At 36.8% G+C, this 19,553-nt stretch carries 13 protein-coding genes; 12 read left to right on the top strand and 1 reads right to left on the bottom strand.

From position 1 onward, the window contains the following. Positions 1–13: 13 nt before the first annotated feature. From FJR38_RS13245 to FJR38_RS13225, 6 genes are read left to right on the top strand one after another with little or no spacing between them, the layout of a single operon-like run. Positions 14–3,247 carry a non-ribosomal peptide synthetase gene (locus FJR38_RS13245; protein ID WP_168498223.1) on the top strand — a complete coding sequence of 1,078 codons (3,234 nt, stop codon included), beginning with the start codon at positions 14–16 and terminating at the stop codon, positions 3,245–3,247. 7 nt (positions 3,248–3,254) lie between these two features. Beyond that, on the top strand, positions 3,255–7,760 hold the full coding sequence (locus FJR38_RS13240) for a non-ribosomal peptide synthetase (protein WP_168537503.1): 4,506 nt from the start codon (positions 3,255–3,257) through the stop codon (positions 7,758–7,760). Positions 7,761–7,809: 49 nt separating this feature from the next. Beyond that, entirely contained in the window at positions 7,810–8,748 is a 939-nt protein-coding gene (locus tag FJR38_RS13235; protein ID WP_254449453.1) for an aminotransferase class III-fold pyridoxal phosphate-dependent enzyme, read from the top strand. Then, entirely contained in the window at positions 8,723–9,235 is a 513-nt protein-coding gene (locus FJR38_RS28510) for a hypothetical protein (protein WP_254449452.1), read from the top strand. Before FJR38_RS13235 ends, FJR38_RS28510 begins: the two co-directional genes overlap by 26 nt. Before the next feature lie 50 nt (positions 9,236–9,285). Beyond that, entirely contained in the window at positions 9,286–10,047 is a 762-nt protein-coding gene (locus FJR38_RS13230; protein ID WP_168498229.1) for a class I SAM-dependent methyltransferase, read from the top strand. An 18-nt stretch (positions 10,048–10,065) separates the two neighbouring features. Beyond that, the gene (locus tag FJR38_RS13225) at positions 10,066–10,290 is read left to right on the top strand and encodes an MbtH family protein (protein ID WP_168498231.1); all 225 of its coding nucleotides are present in this window, start codon (positions 10,066–10,068) and stop codon (positions 10,288–10,290) included. A gap of 363 nt (positions 10,291–10,653) precedes the next feature. Here the strand turns inward: FJR38_RS13225 and FJR38_RS13220 are convergent, their stop codons facing one another. Further along, positions 10,654–12,774, bottom strand: coding sequence for an acylase (locus tag FJR38_RS13220; protein WP_168537726.1), 2,121 nt, complete (start codon positions 12,772–12,774; stop codon positions 10,654–10,656). A 282-nt stretch (positions 12,775–13,056) separates the two neighbouring features. Between FJR38_RS13220 and FJR38_RS13215 the strand changes: the two genes are divergently transcribed. From FJR38_RS13215 to FJR38_RS13190, 6 genes are all read left to right on the top strand, one after another. Then, positions 13,057–13,611 carry an RDD family protein gene (locus FJR38_RS13215; RefSeq protein WP_168537501.1) on the top strand — a complete coding sequence of 185 codons (555 nt, stop codon included), beginning with the start codon at positions 13,057–13,059 and terminating at the stop codon, positions 13,609–13,611. Between the two features lie 46 nt (positions 13,612–13,657). Then, positions 13,658–13,852 carry a 50S ribosomal protein L33 gene (rpmG, locus tag FJR38_RS13210; protein ID WP_010998585.1) on the top strand — a complete coding sequence of 65 codons (195 nt, stop codon included), beginning with the start codon at positions 13,658–13,660 and terminating at the stop codon, positions 13,850–13,852. Between the two features lie 2 nt (positions 13,853–13,854). Continuing rightward, complete coding sequence (rpsR, locus tag FJR38_RS13205; RefSeq protein ID WP_168498235.1) at positions 13,855–14,070, top strand: 30S ribosomal protein S18; 216 nt, start codon at positions 13,855–13,857, stop codon at positions 14,068–14,070. Positions 14,071–14,328: 258 nt separating this feature from the next. Next, positions 14,329–16,389, top strand: coding sequence for a ribonuclease R family protein (locus FJR38_RS13200; RefSeq protein ID WP_168498237.1), 2,061 nt, complete (start codon positions 14,329–14,331; stop codon positions 16,387–16,389). Between the two features lie 214 nt (positions 16,390–16,603). Next, positions 16,604–19,069, top strand: a complete 2,466-nt coding sequence (locus tag FJR38_RS13195; RefSeq protein WP_168537499.1) for a PAS domain-containing protein — start codon at positions 16,604–16,606, stop codon at positions 19,067–19,069. 46 nt (positions 19,070–19,115) lie between these two features. Continuing rightward, the gene (locus FJR38_RS13190) at positions 19,116–19,550 is read left to right on the top strand and encodes a response regulator (RefSeq protein WP_168498240.1); all 435 of its coding nucleotides are present in this window, start codon (positions 19,116–19,118) and stop codon (positions 19,548–19,550) included. Positions 19,551–19,553 lie beyond the last annotated feature (3 nt).

Below are 19,553 nucleotides of genomic sequence, written 5' to 3'. Positions count from 1 at the left end.
GGATAGTTAAAAAATGCTTAGTCAAATTCAAGGTTTTCAACTTTCACCACAACAACAACATTTGTGGAAATTCCAGCAAGACAGTTCTATTTATCGGGCTTTAGGTGCAGTTCTTATTGAGGGGAATTTACAAATTGATGTATTTAAACAAGCCCTGCAAAAAGTTGTAGATAGAAATGAAATACTCCGTACTCGCTTTTATCGTTCCCAAGGAATTAAAATTCCTAGTCAGGTAATAAATAGTAGCAATGCTTTCTTATTTACAGAGGATGAATTTCTAGAAAATCACAATTTAGATCAAGTAATAGACGAATTATTAATTGAAGAAAAAAATCAGCCTTGCGACTTAGAATCAGGCTACTTATTTTCTACAAAATTAGTCAAAACCGACAATAATCAATATATTTTATTCCTGAGTTTACCGTCTTTATGTGCCGATATCAAGACTTTAAATAATTTAGTTGCAGAAATCAGTAGTTGCTATACTGCCATTTTAAAAGGTGATGATTTTTTAGATGAACCTTTACAATATGCTGATATTGCAGCATGGCTAAATGAATTATTAGCAGCAGAAGAAACAAATTTAGGGAGAAAGTATTGGCAAAAAATAGATATTTCTACAAATAGAAACTGCCAACTTATTCATGAAAAGTACCCACATGAAACAGCGAAATTTCAACCGCAGCTTATCAAATTAATAATTGATGAGAAATTAGTGATTCAGATAAAAGAAGTTGCTAATAAATATCAAACTACAACTTCTGTATTTCTATTAAGTTGTTGGTTAATTCTCCTATGGCGTTTAACTGGTAATTCTGACTTAATTATTGGTACTTACTTTGATGGACGCAATTATGATGAATTAAAATCTAGCTTAGGTTTGTTTGCTAAATATTTACCTCTAGCTTGTAATCTAGAAGATGAAAAATGCTTTTATGATGTATTGAATCTAGTTAAAGAACTTACTAGCGAAATGTCAGATCATCAGGAAAGTTTTGATTGGGAAACTGCTGTAAATAACCAGAAGCAAGAAATTGAAAAACCATTCTTCTCCTTATGTTTTGAGTTTATAGAAACACCAGAAAAGCATATATTTGGGGAAATATCACTGTCACTTTATCAGCATTGTGTTTATTTAGAACCTTTTGAAATTAAACTTTCTGGTGTTTGCAGCATTGATGAAAAGCTCAAACTTGAATTTCACTATGATAGTAGCTTATTCACACAAGCCAATATAGAAAATATTGCTGATCAATTTGCAACTTTGTTAGCGAGTGTAGTTGAAAATCCTCAATTAAATATTTCACGTCTCGATCTTCTTTCACAATCAGAAAAACAGCACCTTTTAATTAAATTTAATCATACCAAAACGCCAGAATTACCATATAATTGTATTCATGATTGGTTTGCAGTTCAATGTCAGCAGACACCAGATAATATTGCAGTTATTTATGAAAATCAAAAACTCACCTATCAAGAATTAAATAACAGTGCTAATCAACTAGCACATTATTTACAAAGTTTAGGAGTAGGGACAGAAACCCTGATCGGAATATGTATAGAACGTTCTCCTTTAATGGTGATTGCTGTTTTAGGAATTCTCAAAGTTGGTGCAGCTTATGTACCCATTGACCCCAATTATCCCCCAGAAAGAAAAGCGTTTATTTTGGCAGATACACAAATGCCATTATTGCTAACTCAAGCCAGTTTAGCAGCAGATTTACAGACAAATAATATTACAACTATTTGTTTAGATAATGATTGGTATATTATCAACCAACAACCGCAAAACAACCCAATTCATAACACTAATAGTCATAATCTTGCTTATGTAATTTATACTTCTGGTTCTACTGGTAAACCCAAGGGAACGTTAATTTCTCATTCGGGTTTAGTTAATTATTTGCATTGGTGTACAAAGACATATAAAGTTGATCAAGGTTCTGGAACTTTGGTACATTCTTCTTTAGGATTTGACTTAACTATTACCAGTTTATTTTCTCCTTTGGTGGTAGGTAGTCAAATAGAATTATTACCAGAAAATCAAAACATAGAAAATCTAGCGCAAACTCTCATTCAAAGAAATAATTTAAGCTTAGTTAAAATTACTCCTGCTCATTTAGAATTACTCAGTCAACAATTATCAAATCAGGAAGTAGCAAGTCGGACTAATGCTTTTATTATTGGTGGGGAAAATCTAAGCACACAACATATTAATTTTTGGCGAAAGTTTGCCCCAAAAACAATTTTAATTAATGAATATGGTCCGACAGAAACTGTTGTTGGTTGCTGCATTTATCAAGTATCACAACAAGATAGTTATTTAGTAGGTTCTATTCCTATTGGTTATCCCATTGCTAATACCCAACTTTATGTTTTAGACCAATATTTACAACCAGTCCCAAAAGGAGTAATAGGTGAATTATATATTGGTGGTGCGGGACTAGCGCGGGGTTATCTCAACCAACCAGAATTAACAGCCCAAAAGTTTATTCCCCATCCTTTTAGTAATAAACCGGGAGCGCGTTTATATAAAACGGGTGATCAAGTGCGTTTCCGAATTGATGGAAATTTAGAATTTTTGGGACGCTTGGATGATCAAGTTAAATTGCGGGGTTTCCGCATCGAATTAGGAGAAATTGAATCTTTACTTTCCTTGCATCCCACTGTTCAAGATGCAGTGGTAATGGTAAGAGAAGATGTAGCTGGAGATCAACGTTTAATTGCTTATTTGGTTGTTAAACCAGACTATTCTTTATCTATTTCTAATTTGCGGAGTTTCTTGCAAGAAAGACTGCCAGAATACATGATACCTACGGCTTTTATACCTTTAGAAAAGTTACCTTTAACAAGTAATGGAAAAGTAAATAAAAAGATACTTCCTGCACCAGAACAGCTAAATTCGGAAGTAAAAGAATCTTTTATTGCTCCTCGTAATTCTCTTGAAGAACAGTTAGCAAATATTTGGGCAGAAGTGCTGAGAATAGATAAAGTTGGTATTTACAATAACTTTTTTAGCTTAGGTGGGCATTCCCTATTAGTGACACAGTTGATATCTCGAATGCGTGATGATATTGGTGTGGAATTAGTGATACAGGATGTTTTTAATTATCCCACTGTAGCTGATTTAGCCGTGATTGTCACCCAAAAATTAGCCCAAGATATAGATGAAGACATTTTAGCGCGATCGCTTGCGGAACTAGAAGAATTATCTAACGCAGATATCCAATTAATTAACCAAGGTTAAAAATTAGATGAGTAACCTACTACAAAAAATTGCAGAACTTTCTCCCGAAAAACGTCAACTACTGTTACAAAAACTTAATCAACAAAAAGGAAAAGCTGCACCTGCTAAAATTCAACCCCAAAGTCGAGATACTCAGACATTTCCTTTATCTTTTGCCCAACAAAGGTTATGGTTCTTTAGCCAATTAGAACCAGAAAGCAGTGCCTATAATATTCCTGCTGCTATCCAATTAACAGGAAACCTCAATGTATTAGCACTAGAAAATAGCATTAATCAAATAGTGCATCGTCATCACATTTTACGCACTAACTTTCAAGTTATAAACGGTGAACCAGTCCAGATGATTCGTGCAGAAACGAACCTACAAACACCAATAATTGACTTACAAAATATTCCTGAAAATACAAGAGAAACAGAAGCTATCCGTTTAGCCAAACTCGAAGCAGAAAAACCCTTTAACCTAGAAAAAGATTTACTTCTGCGGGTTAATCTATTACGCCTGAGTGAGACAGATCATGTAATTTTATTCACCATGCACCACATCATTTCTGATGGTTGGTCAACAGGAATACTCATCCGGGAATTGACAACTTTTTATAAAGCGTTTGATAGTAACCAAAAATGCAATTTACCTGAATTACCTATTCAATATATAGATTTTGCAGTTTGGCAACGTCAATATTTACAAGGAGACATTTTACAAACTCAATTAAACTACTGGAAACAACAGTTAAGTGGTAATTTACCCATATTAGAATTACCTACAGACCGTCCACGTCCAGCAATTCAAACTGACAGAGGTACAAGCCAATCTTTTACCCTTTTTCCATCCTTAACAGCAGCATTAAAAAATCTTTCCCAGCAGGAAGAAGTTACTTTATTTATGATCTTGCTGGCAGCATTTAAAGTTTTATTGTATCGTTATACTCAACAGGAAGATATTTTAGTAGGTACTCCTATTGCTAACCGCAACCGTTCGGAAATAGAAGGATTAATTGGTTTTTTTATTAATACTCTAGTTATTAGAAGTGACTTAGAAGGAAATCCTACTTTTCAACAACTCTTAACCCAAATTAAAAAAACAACCTTAGCAGCTTATAATCATCAAGATTTACCCTTTGAACAATTAGTAGAAGAACTACAACCGGAAAGAGATTTAAGTCATAGTTCTTTATTTCAGGTCATGTTTATTCTGCAAAATGCACCCACAGAAGTTTTACATTTACCAGATTTAACTCTCAAACCTTTGCAAGTAGAAAAGAAAACAGCAAACTTTGATTTAACTCTCTCAATGCTAGAAACAGAAACAGGACTAAGAGGTTCATTAGAATATAATACTGATTTATTTGATGATGATAGAATTACCCAAATGTTGGCACATTTTCAAACATTATTAGCGGAGATTGTGCTTTATCATCAACAGAATATTTCTGAATTATCCCTATTAACAACATCAGAACGGCAGCAAATTCTTCTGGCTAGAAATCATCATCAAATTTCTATTCCTCAACAGTGCATTCATCAACTATTTGAAGCACAAGTAACTAAAAATCCTGATGCAATAGCAGTAGTTTTTGAGGAAAAAATACTAACTTATCGAGAACTTAACCAACGTGCTAACCAACTAGCAAATTACTTACGAAAACAAGGAGTTAAACCAGAAGTTTTAGTAGGAATTTGTTTGGAACGTTCTTTAGAATTAGTTGTAGCAGTGCTGGGAATTCTCAAAGCAGGTGGAGCATATCTACCAATTGATCCAGCATATCCCCAAGAGCGGTTAACATATATGTTAACAGATGCTCAAGTATCAATTATTCTCACCCAAAAACAACTATTAGCAGTTTTACCAGATGAAAATATACAAACTATTTGTATTGATTCTGATTGGCAAAAAATTACTAACGAATCTCTAGAAAATCCTTTAAGTCAGGTAAATATAAATCATCTTGCTTATGTTATTTACACCTCTGGTTCTACAGGTAAATCCAAAGGAGTCATGATTGAACATCGCAGTTTAGTAAATGCTTATTTTGCTTGGGAAGAAGCTTATAAATTAACAGCCATTACCGCACATTTACAAATGGCTAGTTTTTCCTTTGATGTTTTCTCAGGTGACTTAGTTCGCGCTCTTTGTTCCGGTGCTAAATTAGTAATTTCTCCCCGTCAACTGCTACTTGAACCTGAGAAACTTTATCAATTAATGCTGCAAGAAAAAGTAGAATGTGCAGAATTTGTTCCGGGAGTATTAAGAAACTTAATCCAATATCTAGAACAAACTCAACAACGTCTTGATTTTCTAAAATTACTAATTTGTGGTTCTGATAGTTGGTATATTCAAGAATATGATAAATTCTGTCAATATTGCGGTGATAAAACTAGATTAATTAATTCCTTTGGCTTAACAGAAGCAACTATTGATAGTACCTATTTTGAAACAGAAACAACTAATTTATCTCCAGTAGCTAAAGATAAATTAGTACCTATAGGAAAACCTTTCACTAATACCCAAATTTATATTTTAGACCAATATTTACAACCTTTACCTGTAGGTATTTCCGGTGAAATCTATATTGGTGGTGCTGGTTTAGCAAGGGGTTATTTACATAAACCAGAATTAACAGCCAGTAAATTTATACCGAATCGTTTTTGTGAAGAAACAGGAAGTTTTTTATATAAAACAGGTGATTTAGGACGCTGGCTTCAAGATGTAAATATTGAATTGATTGGTCGAATTGATAACCAAGTTAAATTAAGAGGTTTCCGGATTGAATTGGGTGAAATTGAAGCCATACTTAGTAAACACCCAATAGTAAAAGAAGCTGTTGTTATTGTTAGAGAAGATCACCATAAACAGCAACAATTAGTTGCTTATATTGTGTCAGCATTGGCTGATTTTAATCATATCAATTCCACCACATTCCAGGAATTTTTAAAACAGCAGTTACCCAACTACATGATACCTTCTGCTTTTATGATTCTGGAATTTTTTCCCCTGACACCTAACGGTAAAATTGATCGTCGTGCTTTACCTAAGCCTGAATATCAAGAACTACAAACAGCTTTCGTTGCACCTCAAACTCAGACAGAATTAACATTAGCGCAAATTTGGGCTGAAATTCTGAAAGTGGAAAAAGTGGGTATTAATGATAACTTTTTTGAACTAGGAGGAAATTCTTTATTAACAACTAAATTAATGCTCAAAATTCAGTCAACTTTGCAAATAGATTTTCCTTTGCGGCTTCTATTTGAATCACCCACTATTGCGAGTTTAGCAGTTTATTTAGATAAAATTATCAAATCCGAATCTATTGATACATTGATTCCAGAAAATTTGATAGATTGGGATCAAGAAACTATTTTGGACTCGCAAATTTACCCATTAAATACTTATCAAAAATCTGCAAAACCACCTCAAGCTATATTATTAACAGGTGCTACCGGGTTTTTAGGTGCTTTTTTACTGTGGGAACTTTTACAACAAACTCAAGCTGATATTTATTGCTTGGTTAGAGCTAGAGATATAGTATCAGCTAAAAAGAAAATACAAAAAACCCTAGATTCTTATTTAATTGGAAATGAGAGTTTTTACCAGAGAATTATTCCGGTAATTGGAGATTTATCTCAACCCTATTTAGGACTTAATAAAAATGAGTTTCAAGATTTAGCTAATCAAGTTGATGTCATTTATCATAATGGTGCTTGGGTAAATCATATTTATCCTTATTCTGTTCTCAAACCTGCTAATGTTTTAGGTACACAAGAAATATTAAAATTAGCTTGTTTAGGCAAAACAAAACCAGTTCATTTTGTTTCGACTACGAGTATTTTTTCTCAATCAAGCATTTCTGGAATTCAGGTAATCACTGAAGCAGATAACAGTGATACTTATCCAGTCAAAACTAATGGCTATGTACAAACTAAATGGGTAAATGAAAAACTATTAGTAACTGCTAGAAATAAAGGTATTCCTATTAGTATTTATAGAATAGGTCGTGTTTCTGGACATAGCGAAACAGGAGTTTTTAATATTAATGACTTACTATACAAATTAATCATTGGCTGTATTCAACTTGGTACTGTCCCCAATCGGGATATTCAAGAAGATATTATGCCTGTTGATTATGTCAGTAAAGCCATAGTTTATCTATCAACACAGGAGAAATCTTTGGATAAAGCCTTTCATTTATTCAACAATCAAGTTGTGCATACAGATAATTTATTGAGGGTAATTCACTCCTATGGCTATCAAGTGAAACAAGTTCCATATCAAGATTGGCGATCGCAATTAATTAATGTTGTTGGAGATTTGCCAGAACATCCTTTATATCCACTCATCCCATTGTTCTCAGCTAAAACTTCTCAAGGTAAATCGGAGAAATCAGATACTTTACAGTTTGATTCTCAAAATGTAATTACTGGACTTGCTGATTCTTCTATTATCTGTCCAGATATTGATGATCAACTACTAAATACTTACATTTCCTATTTAGCTAAACAGGGATTTATTCACTGAACATAATTACAAAGTTTACTAACAACAACTACACCAAAAAATTAAAATCATGCAAACACAAGAATTTAAAAAACAACAACAGTCCGATCAACTTAGTCTCAATAATCATCAACAACAATATCTCAATGATTTTATTACTCGCTATAACCAGAAAACACCCAAGTCTAAACAACAATCTCAAAGTTATCGTCATGTTTTAGCTGATGTTCGCGGTTCAGCCGGTTTTCGTTCTCCTATTAAAGAAATTGTTTATCCTATCGTGGGCAAATATGCCTCTGGTGCGCGGATGACGGATATTGATGGTAATGAATATATAGATTTAATGATGGGTTTTGGTGTCAATTTATTTGGCTATAATCCTGAATTTATCAAAGAAGCTATTAGCGAAAGATTAGAGCAAGGTATTCATATTGGACCACAATCAGATTTAGCTGGTGAAGTTGCAGAATTATTTTCTGAAGTTACAGGAATGGAGCGAGTAACATTCAGTAATACCGGAACAGAAGCAGTAATAACAGCTTTAAGACTAGCGCGAGCGACAACAGGGCGTTATAAAATAGCTATGTTTTCTGGCTCTTATCATGGTCATTCTGATGCAACTTTAGTACAAGCTAAAATTCAAGATGAGATTACAGAAATAGTGCCAATGTTTCCTGGAGTCTCACCCAGTATTTTGGCAGATGTGTTAGTTTTAAAATATGGTGATCCTCAATCTTTAGAAATCATCAAACAGCATCAACAAGAATTAGCTGCTGTCATTATTGAACCTGTACAAAATAGTCGTCCAGATATCCAACCAAAAGAGTTTTTACATCAGTTGAGAAAATTAACTGAAGATGCAGGAATAGCATTAATTTTTGATGAAATGCTGACTGGTTTTCGTTTACATCCAGGTGGAGCGCAAGCATGGTTTGGTGTGCAAGCTGATATTGCTACCTATGGAAAAATTATAGGTGGGGGGAATGCCTATTGGTGTAATTGCTGGTAAAGCTAAATATATGGATAGAATTGATGGGGGAATGTGGAATTTTGGAGATAATTCTTCACCACAAGTAGCTACAACTTTTTTTGCTGGGACTTATTGTAAACATCCTTTATCTATGGTAGCAGCTAGGGCAGTTTTGCAATATTTGAAAATACAAGGTTCGGCTCTTCAAGACAAATTAAATCAACGATCTTTCGACTTTATTCAAGAAATTAATTCCTATTTTCAAGAGGATGGTGTACCCATTAAAATGGCCAATTGTGGCTCGATTTTTAATGCTGTTCCTTTTGAAAATTCTGCTAATGCTACTAAATCAGTAATATCAGAAAATAAGGATTTGATTTATTATCATCTTATTCATAAAGGTGTGTTCATTCGTTCTGGTGGTGGGTTATTATCCACAGCACATACTGATGAAGATTTAGATTTTGTCATTCAAGCAATTAAAGAAAGTGTGAAAGAATTACGAGGAGGTGGGTTTTTACCATAAATTGATTATTCTGCAAATAATTAAGTTGATAATAACTAGGAGATGCTTTCATGGTAAAAGTAGAAATTGATTCAAAATATGATTCTTGGGCAAAAATTTACAATCAATATTGGGGTTTAGAATATTGCCAACACAATTTACCTCCTTTTGAAAAGCTATTAAAGCAATATAATATTCTACCCAATGCAAAACTTCTTGATTTATGTTGCGGGACTGGACACATGGCACAACATTTAATCAATCAAGGCTATCAAGTTACAGGTCTTGATATTTCTGAATCCATGTTGCAATATGCTCGTAAAAATGCCCCTAATGCTAATTTTATTCTTGATGATGCCAGGTTTTTTAATTTGCCATCTAGTTTTGATACGGTGATTTCTCCTAGTGGTAGCCTTAACCATTTCATGAGTCTTGAAGAACTCAAAGAAGTTTTTATGAGGGTGTATGATGCACTGTTGGATAATGGTGTTTTTCTGTTTGGTTTAAATTTGGAGGAAGGTTATAAATCTTGGAATGGTTCTTTAACAGATGGAGATGTACAAGATAATTATGCTTGGGCTTGTTGTGATAGCTATAATGCAGAGGAGAAAATTGCACAATTTAAAATCACTATCTTTGAGTTAGTGGAAAATGTTTGGCAGCGTTTAGATATTAATAATTTGGTAAAACCTTATGCTCCATTGGAAATTATTTCCATACTTGAAAATATCGGTTTTACAAATATCAGCGTTTATGATCAGCAGGGAAATTTAGCTGGTGAAGAATGTAATCGCTTTGCTATTTTTGCTGGATTTAAGTTTGTTAATAAATAGTCAACACGGGAGTTAACAATGAGTAGAGAAAATACAGAAGACACCACAATTTACAAAGTTGTAGTTAACCATGAAGAACAATATTCTATCTGGCCTGCTGATAGAGATAATGCCCTTGGTTGGAAAGATGCAGGTAAAACTGGTTTGAAGTCAGAATGTCTAGAATATATTAAGGAAGTGTGGACTGATATGCGACCACTGAGTTTAAGAAAGCAAATGGAGGAAGTTGCTGGTAAAAGTTAGATAGTTATAAGTTTTCCCACCTACCTATTTATTGATAGAGAGGTTATTTATAGCGGTTCTCGGTTAAGTAACGTATAACCACCCCCAACCCCCTCCCCACTTGCGAGGAGGGGACTATGATGTAGCTCATCTGATTGGGGTAGTTTGTAATTATCAGGACTTACGCAAAACAGAACGGAAGTAGGGGTAATTCATGAATTACCCCTACGCAAGAATCAGGTTTTGAGTTCAATCTTGCGTAAGTCCTAATTATAAAAAATATTCAATTAATTTTTGTAGGATAGATATATTGCTTCCCTTTGTTAGACTTGGACGGGCTATAAGCCCATTCCACAAGATTGAATTATTAGGATTTTCAACTCATCAAAAGACTTTTGTTGCTTCCAAATGAGCTTTTATTTCCTTGCGTGTACGCCACACGGGACGCAATTTTTTCTCAGCAAAAAGTTGTAACTGGTCACTAATATGAGATGAATCTGCTTGAGTTGCATTTCCGTAGCTGGTAAGTGCCATTGCGCGGACTGGCTGAGAAAACTCAACTGCTGCGACAAAGGAATCACCACCCACAGCTTGAAAACGTCCCTCTGCTGGGGCAAAATTAACAACCTGAAATGTTCCCAAATATCCCTCAGCACCGTTAGCTGGTAAATCTATTTTTCCAGCACGCAGACGAAAAATTTTTCCCCAATTAACATCTAAGCTGCCATAGTTTTTTTCTACTTCAGTTGCTACTGTTTCTAATAATTCAACCGCAGCTTTAGGGTTAGCTAAACCATCAGGTGTAGTGCGTGGTTGGCTTTCACTCCAAGGTTGACTGAAGGCTGTATCAAAATCTAATTTATCTGCCCAAGCGGTAAATAAAACCGCACCCCTACTATCTGCATTCGCTTGTCTATCCCATTTGGCTAAGACATCGGCGGCTCGTTTTGCTAATTCGTTACCATATTTTCGGGCTGCGGGAATTAAATCATCAAGAATTCGGTCGGCTAATTCCATGCGCGTAGAATGCTTGTAGCTAATCATTTCCTCAAAGGAAATACTTTCATCTTCAGCTAACATTCTGGCAGAACGCTGGGCGCGGAAATCCATTGGACCCCGTGGTGCTATATAAGCTGGATAATTATCTGCTTTGATAGCCGTGGGAAAAGTAGTTGTCCAAGGTGCATCATTAGCATTTTGTAACCAACCACTGGGCGGATCAATAACTTTTGGTAAATCTTGATCAGGGTGAAATTTAGTCCACAATGTTTTGGATGTGTCCCCAGGAATCATGCCTTGCCAATATTTAAAATCTCCCTCTTTTCGCACGGGAACTAAACCGTTAAATAGGTGCATAATATGTCCTTTTCGGTCAGCATAAATGATGGTAAACATGGGAAGTTGCAACCGTTGTACTGCTGTTTGAAATGCGTTAAGATTTTTGGCGGTTGCCATATCCCACCACTGTTTTAATATGCCGCTACTATCTTGACCAACCACCCGTAAAGCCACGGCTTTTCCATCTTTTTCACTAATTACTGGACCGTGAATAGAGTTTTTTACTGTCAATATTTGCTCTTTAAAAGAGCCATTTTTTTGTTTGACTTTTAGTAAAGAGGTTGTTGTTTCAAAGGGGAGAACTTTGTCATCGAAAATATAGCCATCTTTTTGTAATTTCAGTTCGTAAGCATCCCAGCCATCGTGGGTGTTAACGGTGTGAGTCCAACCTAAATTATCATTGAAGGCGATCGCTAAAACGGGAATACCTACGAGTGTTGCCCCATAAGCATCAATACCTGGTGCAGTAATTTGGGCTTCGTACCATAAAAATACATTGCCCCAAGGGGTATGGGGATTCGCTAATAACATCGCTTTACCGTCAGCAGAACGTTTTGGTGCGATCGCCCAACCATTAGAACCAGGCGCGGACTTTGTATCATTAATATCTGCCACTCTTCCCGGATCAACGACAAATGTATACAGAAGTACCCTTTGCAGGTGACTGAGTACATCTTGCGGTCTAACAGGTAGCACCACTTTGACTTGCTCGTCAATTAAATCAGGATGTTCTTTAGCATAAGTATTTATTCCATCTGCAAAGGCATCTATATTACTACGAAACTGAGAACTTTGTGCTTGATACCAGGAATTAGCGCGTTTGGGTACACCCATTGTCAGTACCCACTTGTCTGATTCTAAATACTTCTCTCCCCAATATTCAGCCGCCCTTCCTCGTGCTTGTCCATAGAGTCGCAAAAGTAAGTTACCGTGACTTTGCATCTGCGCCCAACCAAATGCTTTAAAAGCACTCTGATGGCTATTGCTGTAAATATGCGGAATGCCGTAAGTATCCCAAAGAATTTCTGTGGATTGAGGAACTACACTAAAACTTTGACTACTCACCACCAAAGTAAAGATGATGCCAAGTAAAAAAGGTAAAAATCTTCGTGATTTTTGTCGCCAGTCTAGAGAATAATCAAATTTAGTTTTTGCACCGATAAACATTGTATTCATTTATAATCAAGTTCTGAAAATTATTCCAGTTAATTCTGTTAATTAACTTTTACCCTGACTGTGATAGGACTTACGCAATAACTCTCTGAAACTCTTATTTCGACCTGTCCTCTGCGTCCTCTGCGGTTTGTTTCTTCATGATTTTGCGTAAGTCCTGTGTGAGTTAGAAATCTGAGTGGCTTAAAAAAATATTAGAATAATTTAAAGTCTGGCTACTTTTTTGAATCAATACGGGAATTAATCCACTCACCTACCACCAGCGAGGGAAAGGGTATGACTCTTGTTAAAGCAACTCAACAACACTACCCAAAAGGAGATATTACCCGTCGAGTCATGGCCTTAGCTGTTGATTTCTGCGGTGCATGGTTACTGAGTTCCATAGCGGGAAGTAGTCAAATCGGGATTCAATTTGTCCAAATCTTTGTTTTTATTTTTGCTTGGCTAATTTTCCGCGTAGTCGTAGTTTACAACAATCAGGGACAAAGTTTAGGACGTTGGGCATTTGATTTAAAGATCCTAGAAGTCATAAATGGGCAAATAGTGAACAGAATTCCCCAATTCCAGACACTATTGCTACGAGAAGGGGTTATTTGTTTGTCTAGCTTGTTATTATCCATTTTTTTGGGGAATATTCTCCTTAATCCCGCTGCTATTGTGCTATTGCTTCCCCTGATCATTGACGGGGGTGCTGCTTTATCAGATACTCAGATGCGTCAGGCTTTCCATGACCGTTTTTTTAGGACTATTATAGTTTCGTCCCGACGTGGCTATTCATTAGATATAAAAATTAAGCGGCTAGTTGAAAAATTTCAACGAAATGTGAGATAATGACCATTTGTGTTAATCATCTCCAGGCTTTACAGTTTGTAAGATTATGGCTAAGAGTAAAGGTGCGCGCATAATAGTGACACTAGAATGCACCGAGTGTCGGACAAATCCAGATAAACGTTCCCCTGGTGTATCTCGCTATACGAGTACAAAAAACCGTCGGAACACAACCAACCGCTTAGAACTGAAAAAGTTCTGTACCCACTGCAACAAACACACAGTTCACAAGGAAATTAAGTAAGAATGAGTTACTATCGTCGTCGTCTTTCTCCTATTAAGCCAGGAGAACCCATTGATTACAAAGATGTAGATTTGTTGCGTAAATTTTTGACTGAACGTGGTAAAATTTTACCTCGGAGAATTACCGGGTTGACTTGTCAGCAACAACGTGTCTTGACTTTAGCCATTAAACGCTCGCGGATTGTGGCTTTGCTGCCCTTCATTAACGCAGAAGGTTAAGAAGATTTTGGATTTTGGATTTTGGATGATTATCCAATCAAAGTAGCGATCGCATAGATACTGCCCTTTGACTTGAAGTCCAAAATCTAAAATAACAGTAAAAAGTTGTCAAAAATATGCAATCAATTCATTCTCAAAAATGGTACGATGCTGCTAAATTTGAGTATGAAATTGTCATCTCAGTGAAGATTAAATGCCAGTTATTTAATCCCAAGTTTCAAGTCTAAAAAAATCTAAAAATACTAAAGCGCGACAGTTGTGGATAAGGGGACGTTAGTTGAATTTAGGGTTCAAAGCGATCGCCGTTTGGGAGTGGTAGATCGTCCAGATGGTAAAACTCGTTGGTTTGTGGTAGATGAACGTGGTCAATCCCACAGCCTCGCACCTCGCCAAATTACCTACACAGTCAACGGACAAACTTATAAACCAGGCGAAATTGCTGAGTTTCTAAGTCAAGTCCAGCCTTATCTAGATCCATCGAGTTTGGAAGTAGCTTGGGAACTACTAATTGAAGATGGGGAAACTGTCACTCCCAGCCAAATGGCGAACATACTGTTTTCAGAATCAGCACCTCCCCAGTGTTATGCAGCCCATTGTTTGTTATCAGAAGACAAACTCTATTTCAAACAAAAAGCAGAAGCTTACGAACCCCGCAGCGCGGCACAAGTAGCAGAACGCAAACACCAGATTGAAGTAGAATCACAAAAAGCAAAGGGACAGCAGGAATTTTTAGCCCGTGTAGAACAGGCGCTTCAGGGTGAAGTAGTAGAATGGCAACGACTGGATCGCCAACGTTTAGACGCACTAGAAAAATATGCGACTCTGCTTGCAGATGTTGTGATGCTAAAAGTGAATTATGACTCTTTAGCTCGTGCTTGTCCGCCTCCAGCCCCAGTATTAGAAACTATGAATATGCTGGGACGTTCTGCTACTCCCCAATCAGCCTTTCAACTCTTGATAGATTTGGGTTTGTGGAGTATCCATGAAAACCTGTTCCTGCGCCGTTCATCAATTTCCGTTCAATTTCCTCATAAGGTATTAGAAGTGGCGCAAGAACGTTTGGATTTTCCCCCCACAGATTTAGATACAAACCGTCTCGATCTGACACATCTCAAGGTATATACCATTGATGATGAAAGCACGACAGAAATAGACGATGGTTTGAGTTGGGAAATACTACCAGATGGCAAAGAACGGTTATGGGTACATATAGCCGATCCCACCAGATTATTAATACCAGAAGATGAATTAGATTTAGAAGCTAGAAAACGGGGAAGTACGGTTTATTTACCCACAGGGATGATTCCCATGTTTCCAGAGGTATTGGCTACAGGTCCAATGAGTTTGGTACAGGGAAAAGTCTGTTGCGCCCTCAGTTTTGGCGTGATTTTAGATCAAACTGGTGCTGTTGAAGATTACTGTATACATACTGGTTTAATTAAGCCTACCTATCGCCTAACATACGAAGATGTTGATGAGATGTTGGAATTAGGAGTACAGGCAGAACCAGAAATTGCCGCGATCGCTACTTGGGCAAAAACACGCAAAACTTGGCGCTATGCTCAAGGAGCTATCAGTATCAATATGCCAGAAGCGATGATCAAAGTCAAAGACGATGACATCAATATTGATATTTTAGATGATTCTTCATCCCGGCAATTAGTTGCAGAAATGATGATTCTCGCCGGGGAAGTAGCCGCACGTTATGGTCAAACCCATAATATCCCTCTCCCTTTTCGCGGTCAACCTCAACCAGAATTACCCCCAGACGAAGAATTACTGCTATTACCAGCCGGTTTCGTCCGTTCCTGTGCCATGCGCCGCTGTATGCCTAAAAGTGAAATGAGCATTACACCTGTGCGCCATGCTGGGTTAGGTTTAGATACTTACACTCAAGCTACTTCCCCCATTCGTCGTTATAGCGACTTACTCACCCACTTCCAATTAAAAGCACATTTACGTGGTGAAGGTTTACCATTCTCCGCTGAACAACTCAAAGAAGTGATGATGACAGTCATGAGTACCACCCAAGAAGTGACAATGGTGGAACGACAAACTAATAGATATTACGCTTTAGAATATTTACGTCGTCATCCTGAACAAGTTTGGCAGGTGACAGTATTAATGTGGTTACGAGAAGATAGCAATTTAGCACTGATTTTATTAGAAGATTTAGGTTTACAGTTACCTATGTCCTTCCGGCGTTCTGTCAGTCTGGGAGAACATTTATTAGTGAAAGTTAGCCTTGCTGATCCTCAAAAAGACATGATCCACTTCCAGGAGATTATGTATCAGGAAGCCCAATCTGTGACAAATTAGAGGCAGGGGAGCAGGGGGGCAGGGGAGCAGGGGAGCAGGGGGGCAGGGGAGCAGGGGGGCAGGGGAGCAGAGGAGCAGAGGAGCAGAGGAGTAGGGAAAACTTCTTAACAACTGACAACTGACAACTGACAACTGACAACTGACAACTGACAACTGACAACTAATATGCAATCTGCTGTATTTTAGAATAGTAGATTCATTAAAATATTGAAGGATGTTAGCTAGATTACCTGGACGGGTTCATTCTTTAGCTCCGATGATATCCAGCATATTAGGAAGAATAACTGCCTTAATTGGGTTAGTTGTCTTATTAGGATGGATATTTGATCTAGAAATCCTCAAAAGTGTTTTACCAGGATTGGTAACAATGAAGGTAAACACTGCGGTAGGTTTTTTACTGGGTGGAACTTCTTTGTATTTAGAGAAAAAGTCCATCAAGTACAAGCAAATATCCCTAGTTTTAGCGGCAATCGTTTTGCTGTTGGGACTACTAACGATTATTCAGTATGGCTTTAATATTAATTTAGGTATTGATCAAATCATCATTCCCGAACCTGAAAATGCTATAGCTACTTCATCTCCAGGTAGAATGGCACTGAATACAGCACTGTGCTTTTTTTTGCTCGGTTTAGCCTTAGTTGGGCGATCGCAACAAATATTTAACGTTATTCAAGGTTTAGCCTTGATTAGTTTTTTTATTGCTTTATTTGGGTTAGTTGGCTATAGTTTCGGAATTCATACTTTATATCAACTTGCATCTTTCACTAGCATGGCGCTCCATACCAGTGTAGCGTTCATATTATTGAGTTTAGGGATATTATTAGCTGATCACAAACAAGGCTGGATGCAAGTCATCATGAGTCCTTACCTTGGTGGTATTACTGCTCGTCGTCTCTTCCCAGTCATTATCGGTGTTCCTATTCTGAGTACAGGATTTTTTTTATCCGTTCATCGCAATAATACCCTACCAGTCGAAGTGGGATTTATGATCAGAGCTATGGTAAATATCTTGGTCTTAGGTGGAGTAGCATGGTGGAATGCCAAATATTTAAATAATATTGCCAAAAAACATCAAGAAAGTCAACAGCAACTCCAGCAATCTTACGAACATCTAGAAATACGGGTCCAGCAACGTACTCTCCAACTAAACACTGTTAATGATGAGTTAGAAAAAAGCCGTAGTAAATTATCTAATTTAATCAATACTCTCCCCGGAATTGTCTTTTCTCGTACTCAAGATATGAATTGGTGTATTGATCACATTAGTGATGGCTGTTTACCTGTAACTGGTTATAGTCAAACTGTCCTCAGCAATGAGAATTATCCTACTTTTGAAGATTTGATTGTTCCAGAAGACATCAGCAAAATTAACATAGTTATTCAACAAGCTATTGACCAAAAGCTACCTTATGAAATAGAATATCGAATTTTTGCTAAAAATGGTCAGGAAAAATGGTTGTGGGAAAAAGGTATTCCAGCTTCTTTTAATTCCCAAACACCACCAATTGAAGGATTTATCATTGATATTACATCACTCAAAGAAGCGGAAGCAGCACTACGTCAGAGTGAAACTAAATTTCGGGAATTAGCCGAAAATATTCACGAAGTATTTCATATTAACACTGCTGACATGAGTCAGGTATTGTATATTAGCCCTGCTTATCAAGAAGTATGGGGTAGGAGTTGTGAAAGCCTGTATCAAGATCCTCATTCGTGGAGTGAGTCTACACATCCTGATGATTATGAGCGGATGATGACAGCGTGTAACAATTTAACTAAAGGTCAATCCTTACAAGAAGAATATCGGATTTTGCGCCCTCATGGCGAAATTCGTTGGATATTTGCGCGTGTTTACCCTGTTTATAGTCAATCTGGAGAAATATTACGCCATGTGGGAATTTCTGAAGATATCACTAAGCGGAAACAAGCTGAATTGGAAATTTACCAACTCAATGAGGAATTAGAACAGCGTGTACAGCAACGCACTACCGAACTTACTATTGTCAACAAAGAATTAGAATCATTTTCTTACTCTGTCTCCCATGATCTCCGTTCACCACTACGCGCAATTGATGGATTTAGCCAAATACTTTTAGATCGTTACCAAGAACAACTAGATGATAAAGGTAAACATTATTTAACTCGCATTCGTGCTGCTACTGTACGGATGGCAAAACTGATTGAGGATATGTTACAACTTTCAAAAGTGACTCGTAGCGAAATACGATGCACTCAAGTTAATTTAAGTGAAATTGCCCAAGGAATCATCCAAGAACTGAGTGAAAGCCAACCAGAAAGACAGATCCAGTGGTTAATTGCCCCTGATTTGATTGTAAGTGGCGATCGCCAATTATTAGAAATAATGATGGAAAACCTACTTAATAACGCTTGGAAGTTTACATCTACTCAACTACATCCACAAATTGAGTTAAATAGTATGTTCGTAGAGCAAGACAATGGTTCTTCTTTAACCTACTTTGTCCGAGACAACGGTGTTGGCTTTGATGAAACCTATGCTAAAAAACTATTTCAACCTTTTCAACGTCTTCACACTACTGAAGAATTTCCCGGTACAGGAATCGGTTTAGCGACTGTGCAAAGAATTATTAGTCGTCACGGTGGACATATATGGGCAAAAGGATCTGTGGGCAAAGGGGCAACCTTCTACTTTAGCATATAAAGATGACTAAATTAAGATCAAAATCATTTATATCTTTGACCACAGTATGGCTCAATCACCTACACTACTGATTATTGAGGATAACCAAGATGATTTAGAATTGACCCTACTCGCATTTGAGCAAACAGAACTAAAAGCTAATATTATCATTGCCAGAGACGGTGTTGAAGCAATTAACTATTTTTTATCCCCAAATCAGGCATTAGCACCACTACCTGACTTAATTCTGTTAGACTTACAAATGCCCCGACTAAATGGTTTAGAAGTTATTCGGGAAATTCGAGCTAATCCTCGGACAAAGTTGTTACCTATTGTGATTCTGACGACCTCTCATGAAGAGAGTGATCGGCTACAAGGCTATGGTTTAGGTTGTAATAGTTATATTCGTAAACCTGTCGAATATAGCGAATTTGTGAACGTTATGAAACAGCTAGGAATATACTGGTTGGTTCTTAATAGTCCTCCTCCTTTTAGCACCTAACCA

It is taken from the genome of Anabaena sp. UHCC 0253, from assembly GCF_009712085.1.
In the GTDB taxonomy this organism is placed as follows: domain Bacteria; phylum Cyanobacteriota; class Cyanobacteriia; order Cyanobacteriales; family Nostocaceae; genus Dolichospermum.
Note: the sequence above shows the minus strand (reverse complement) of the source record. Positions and strands in the feature narration are given on the sequence as shown.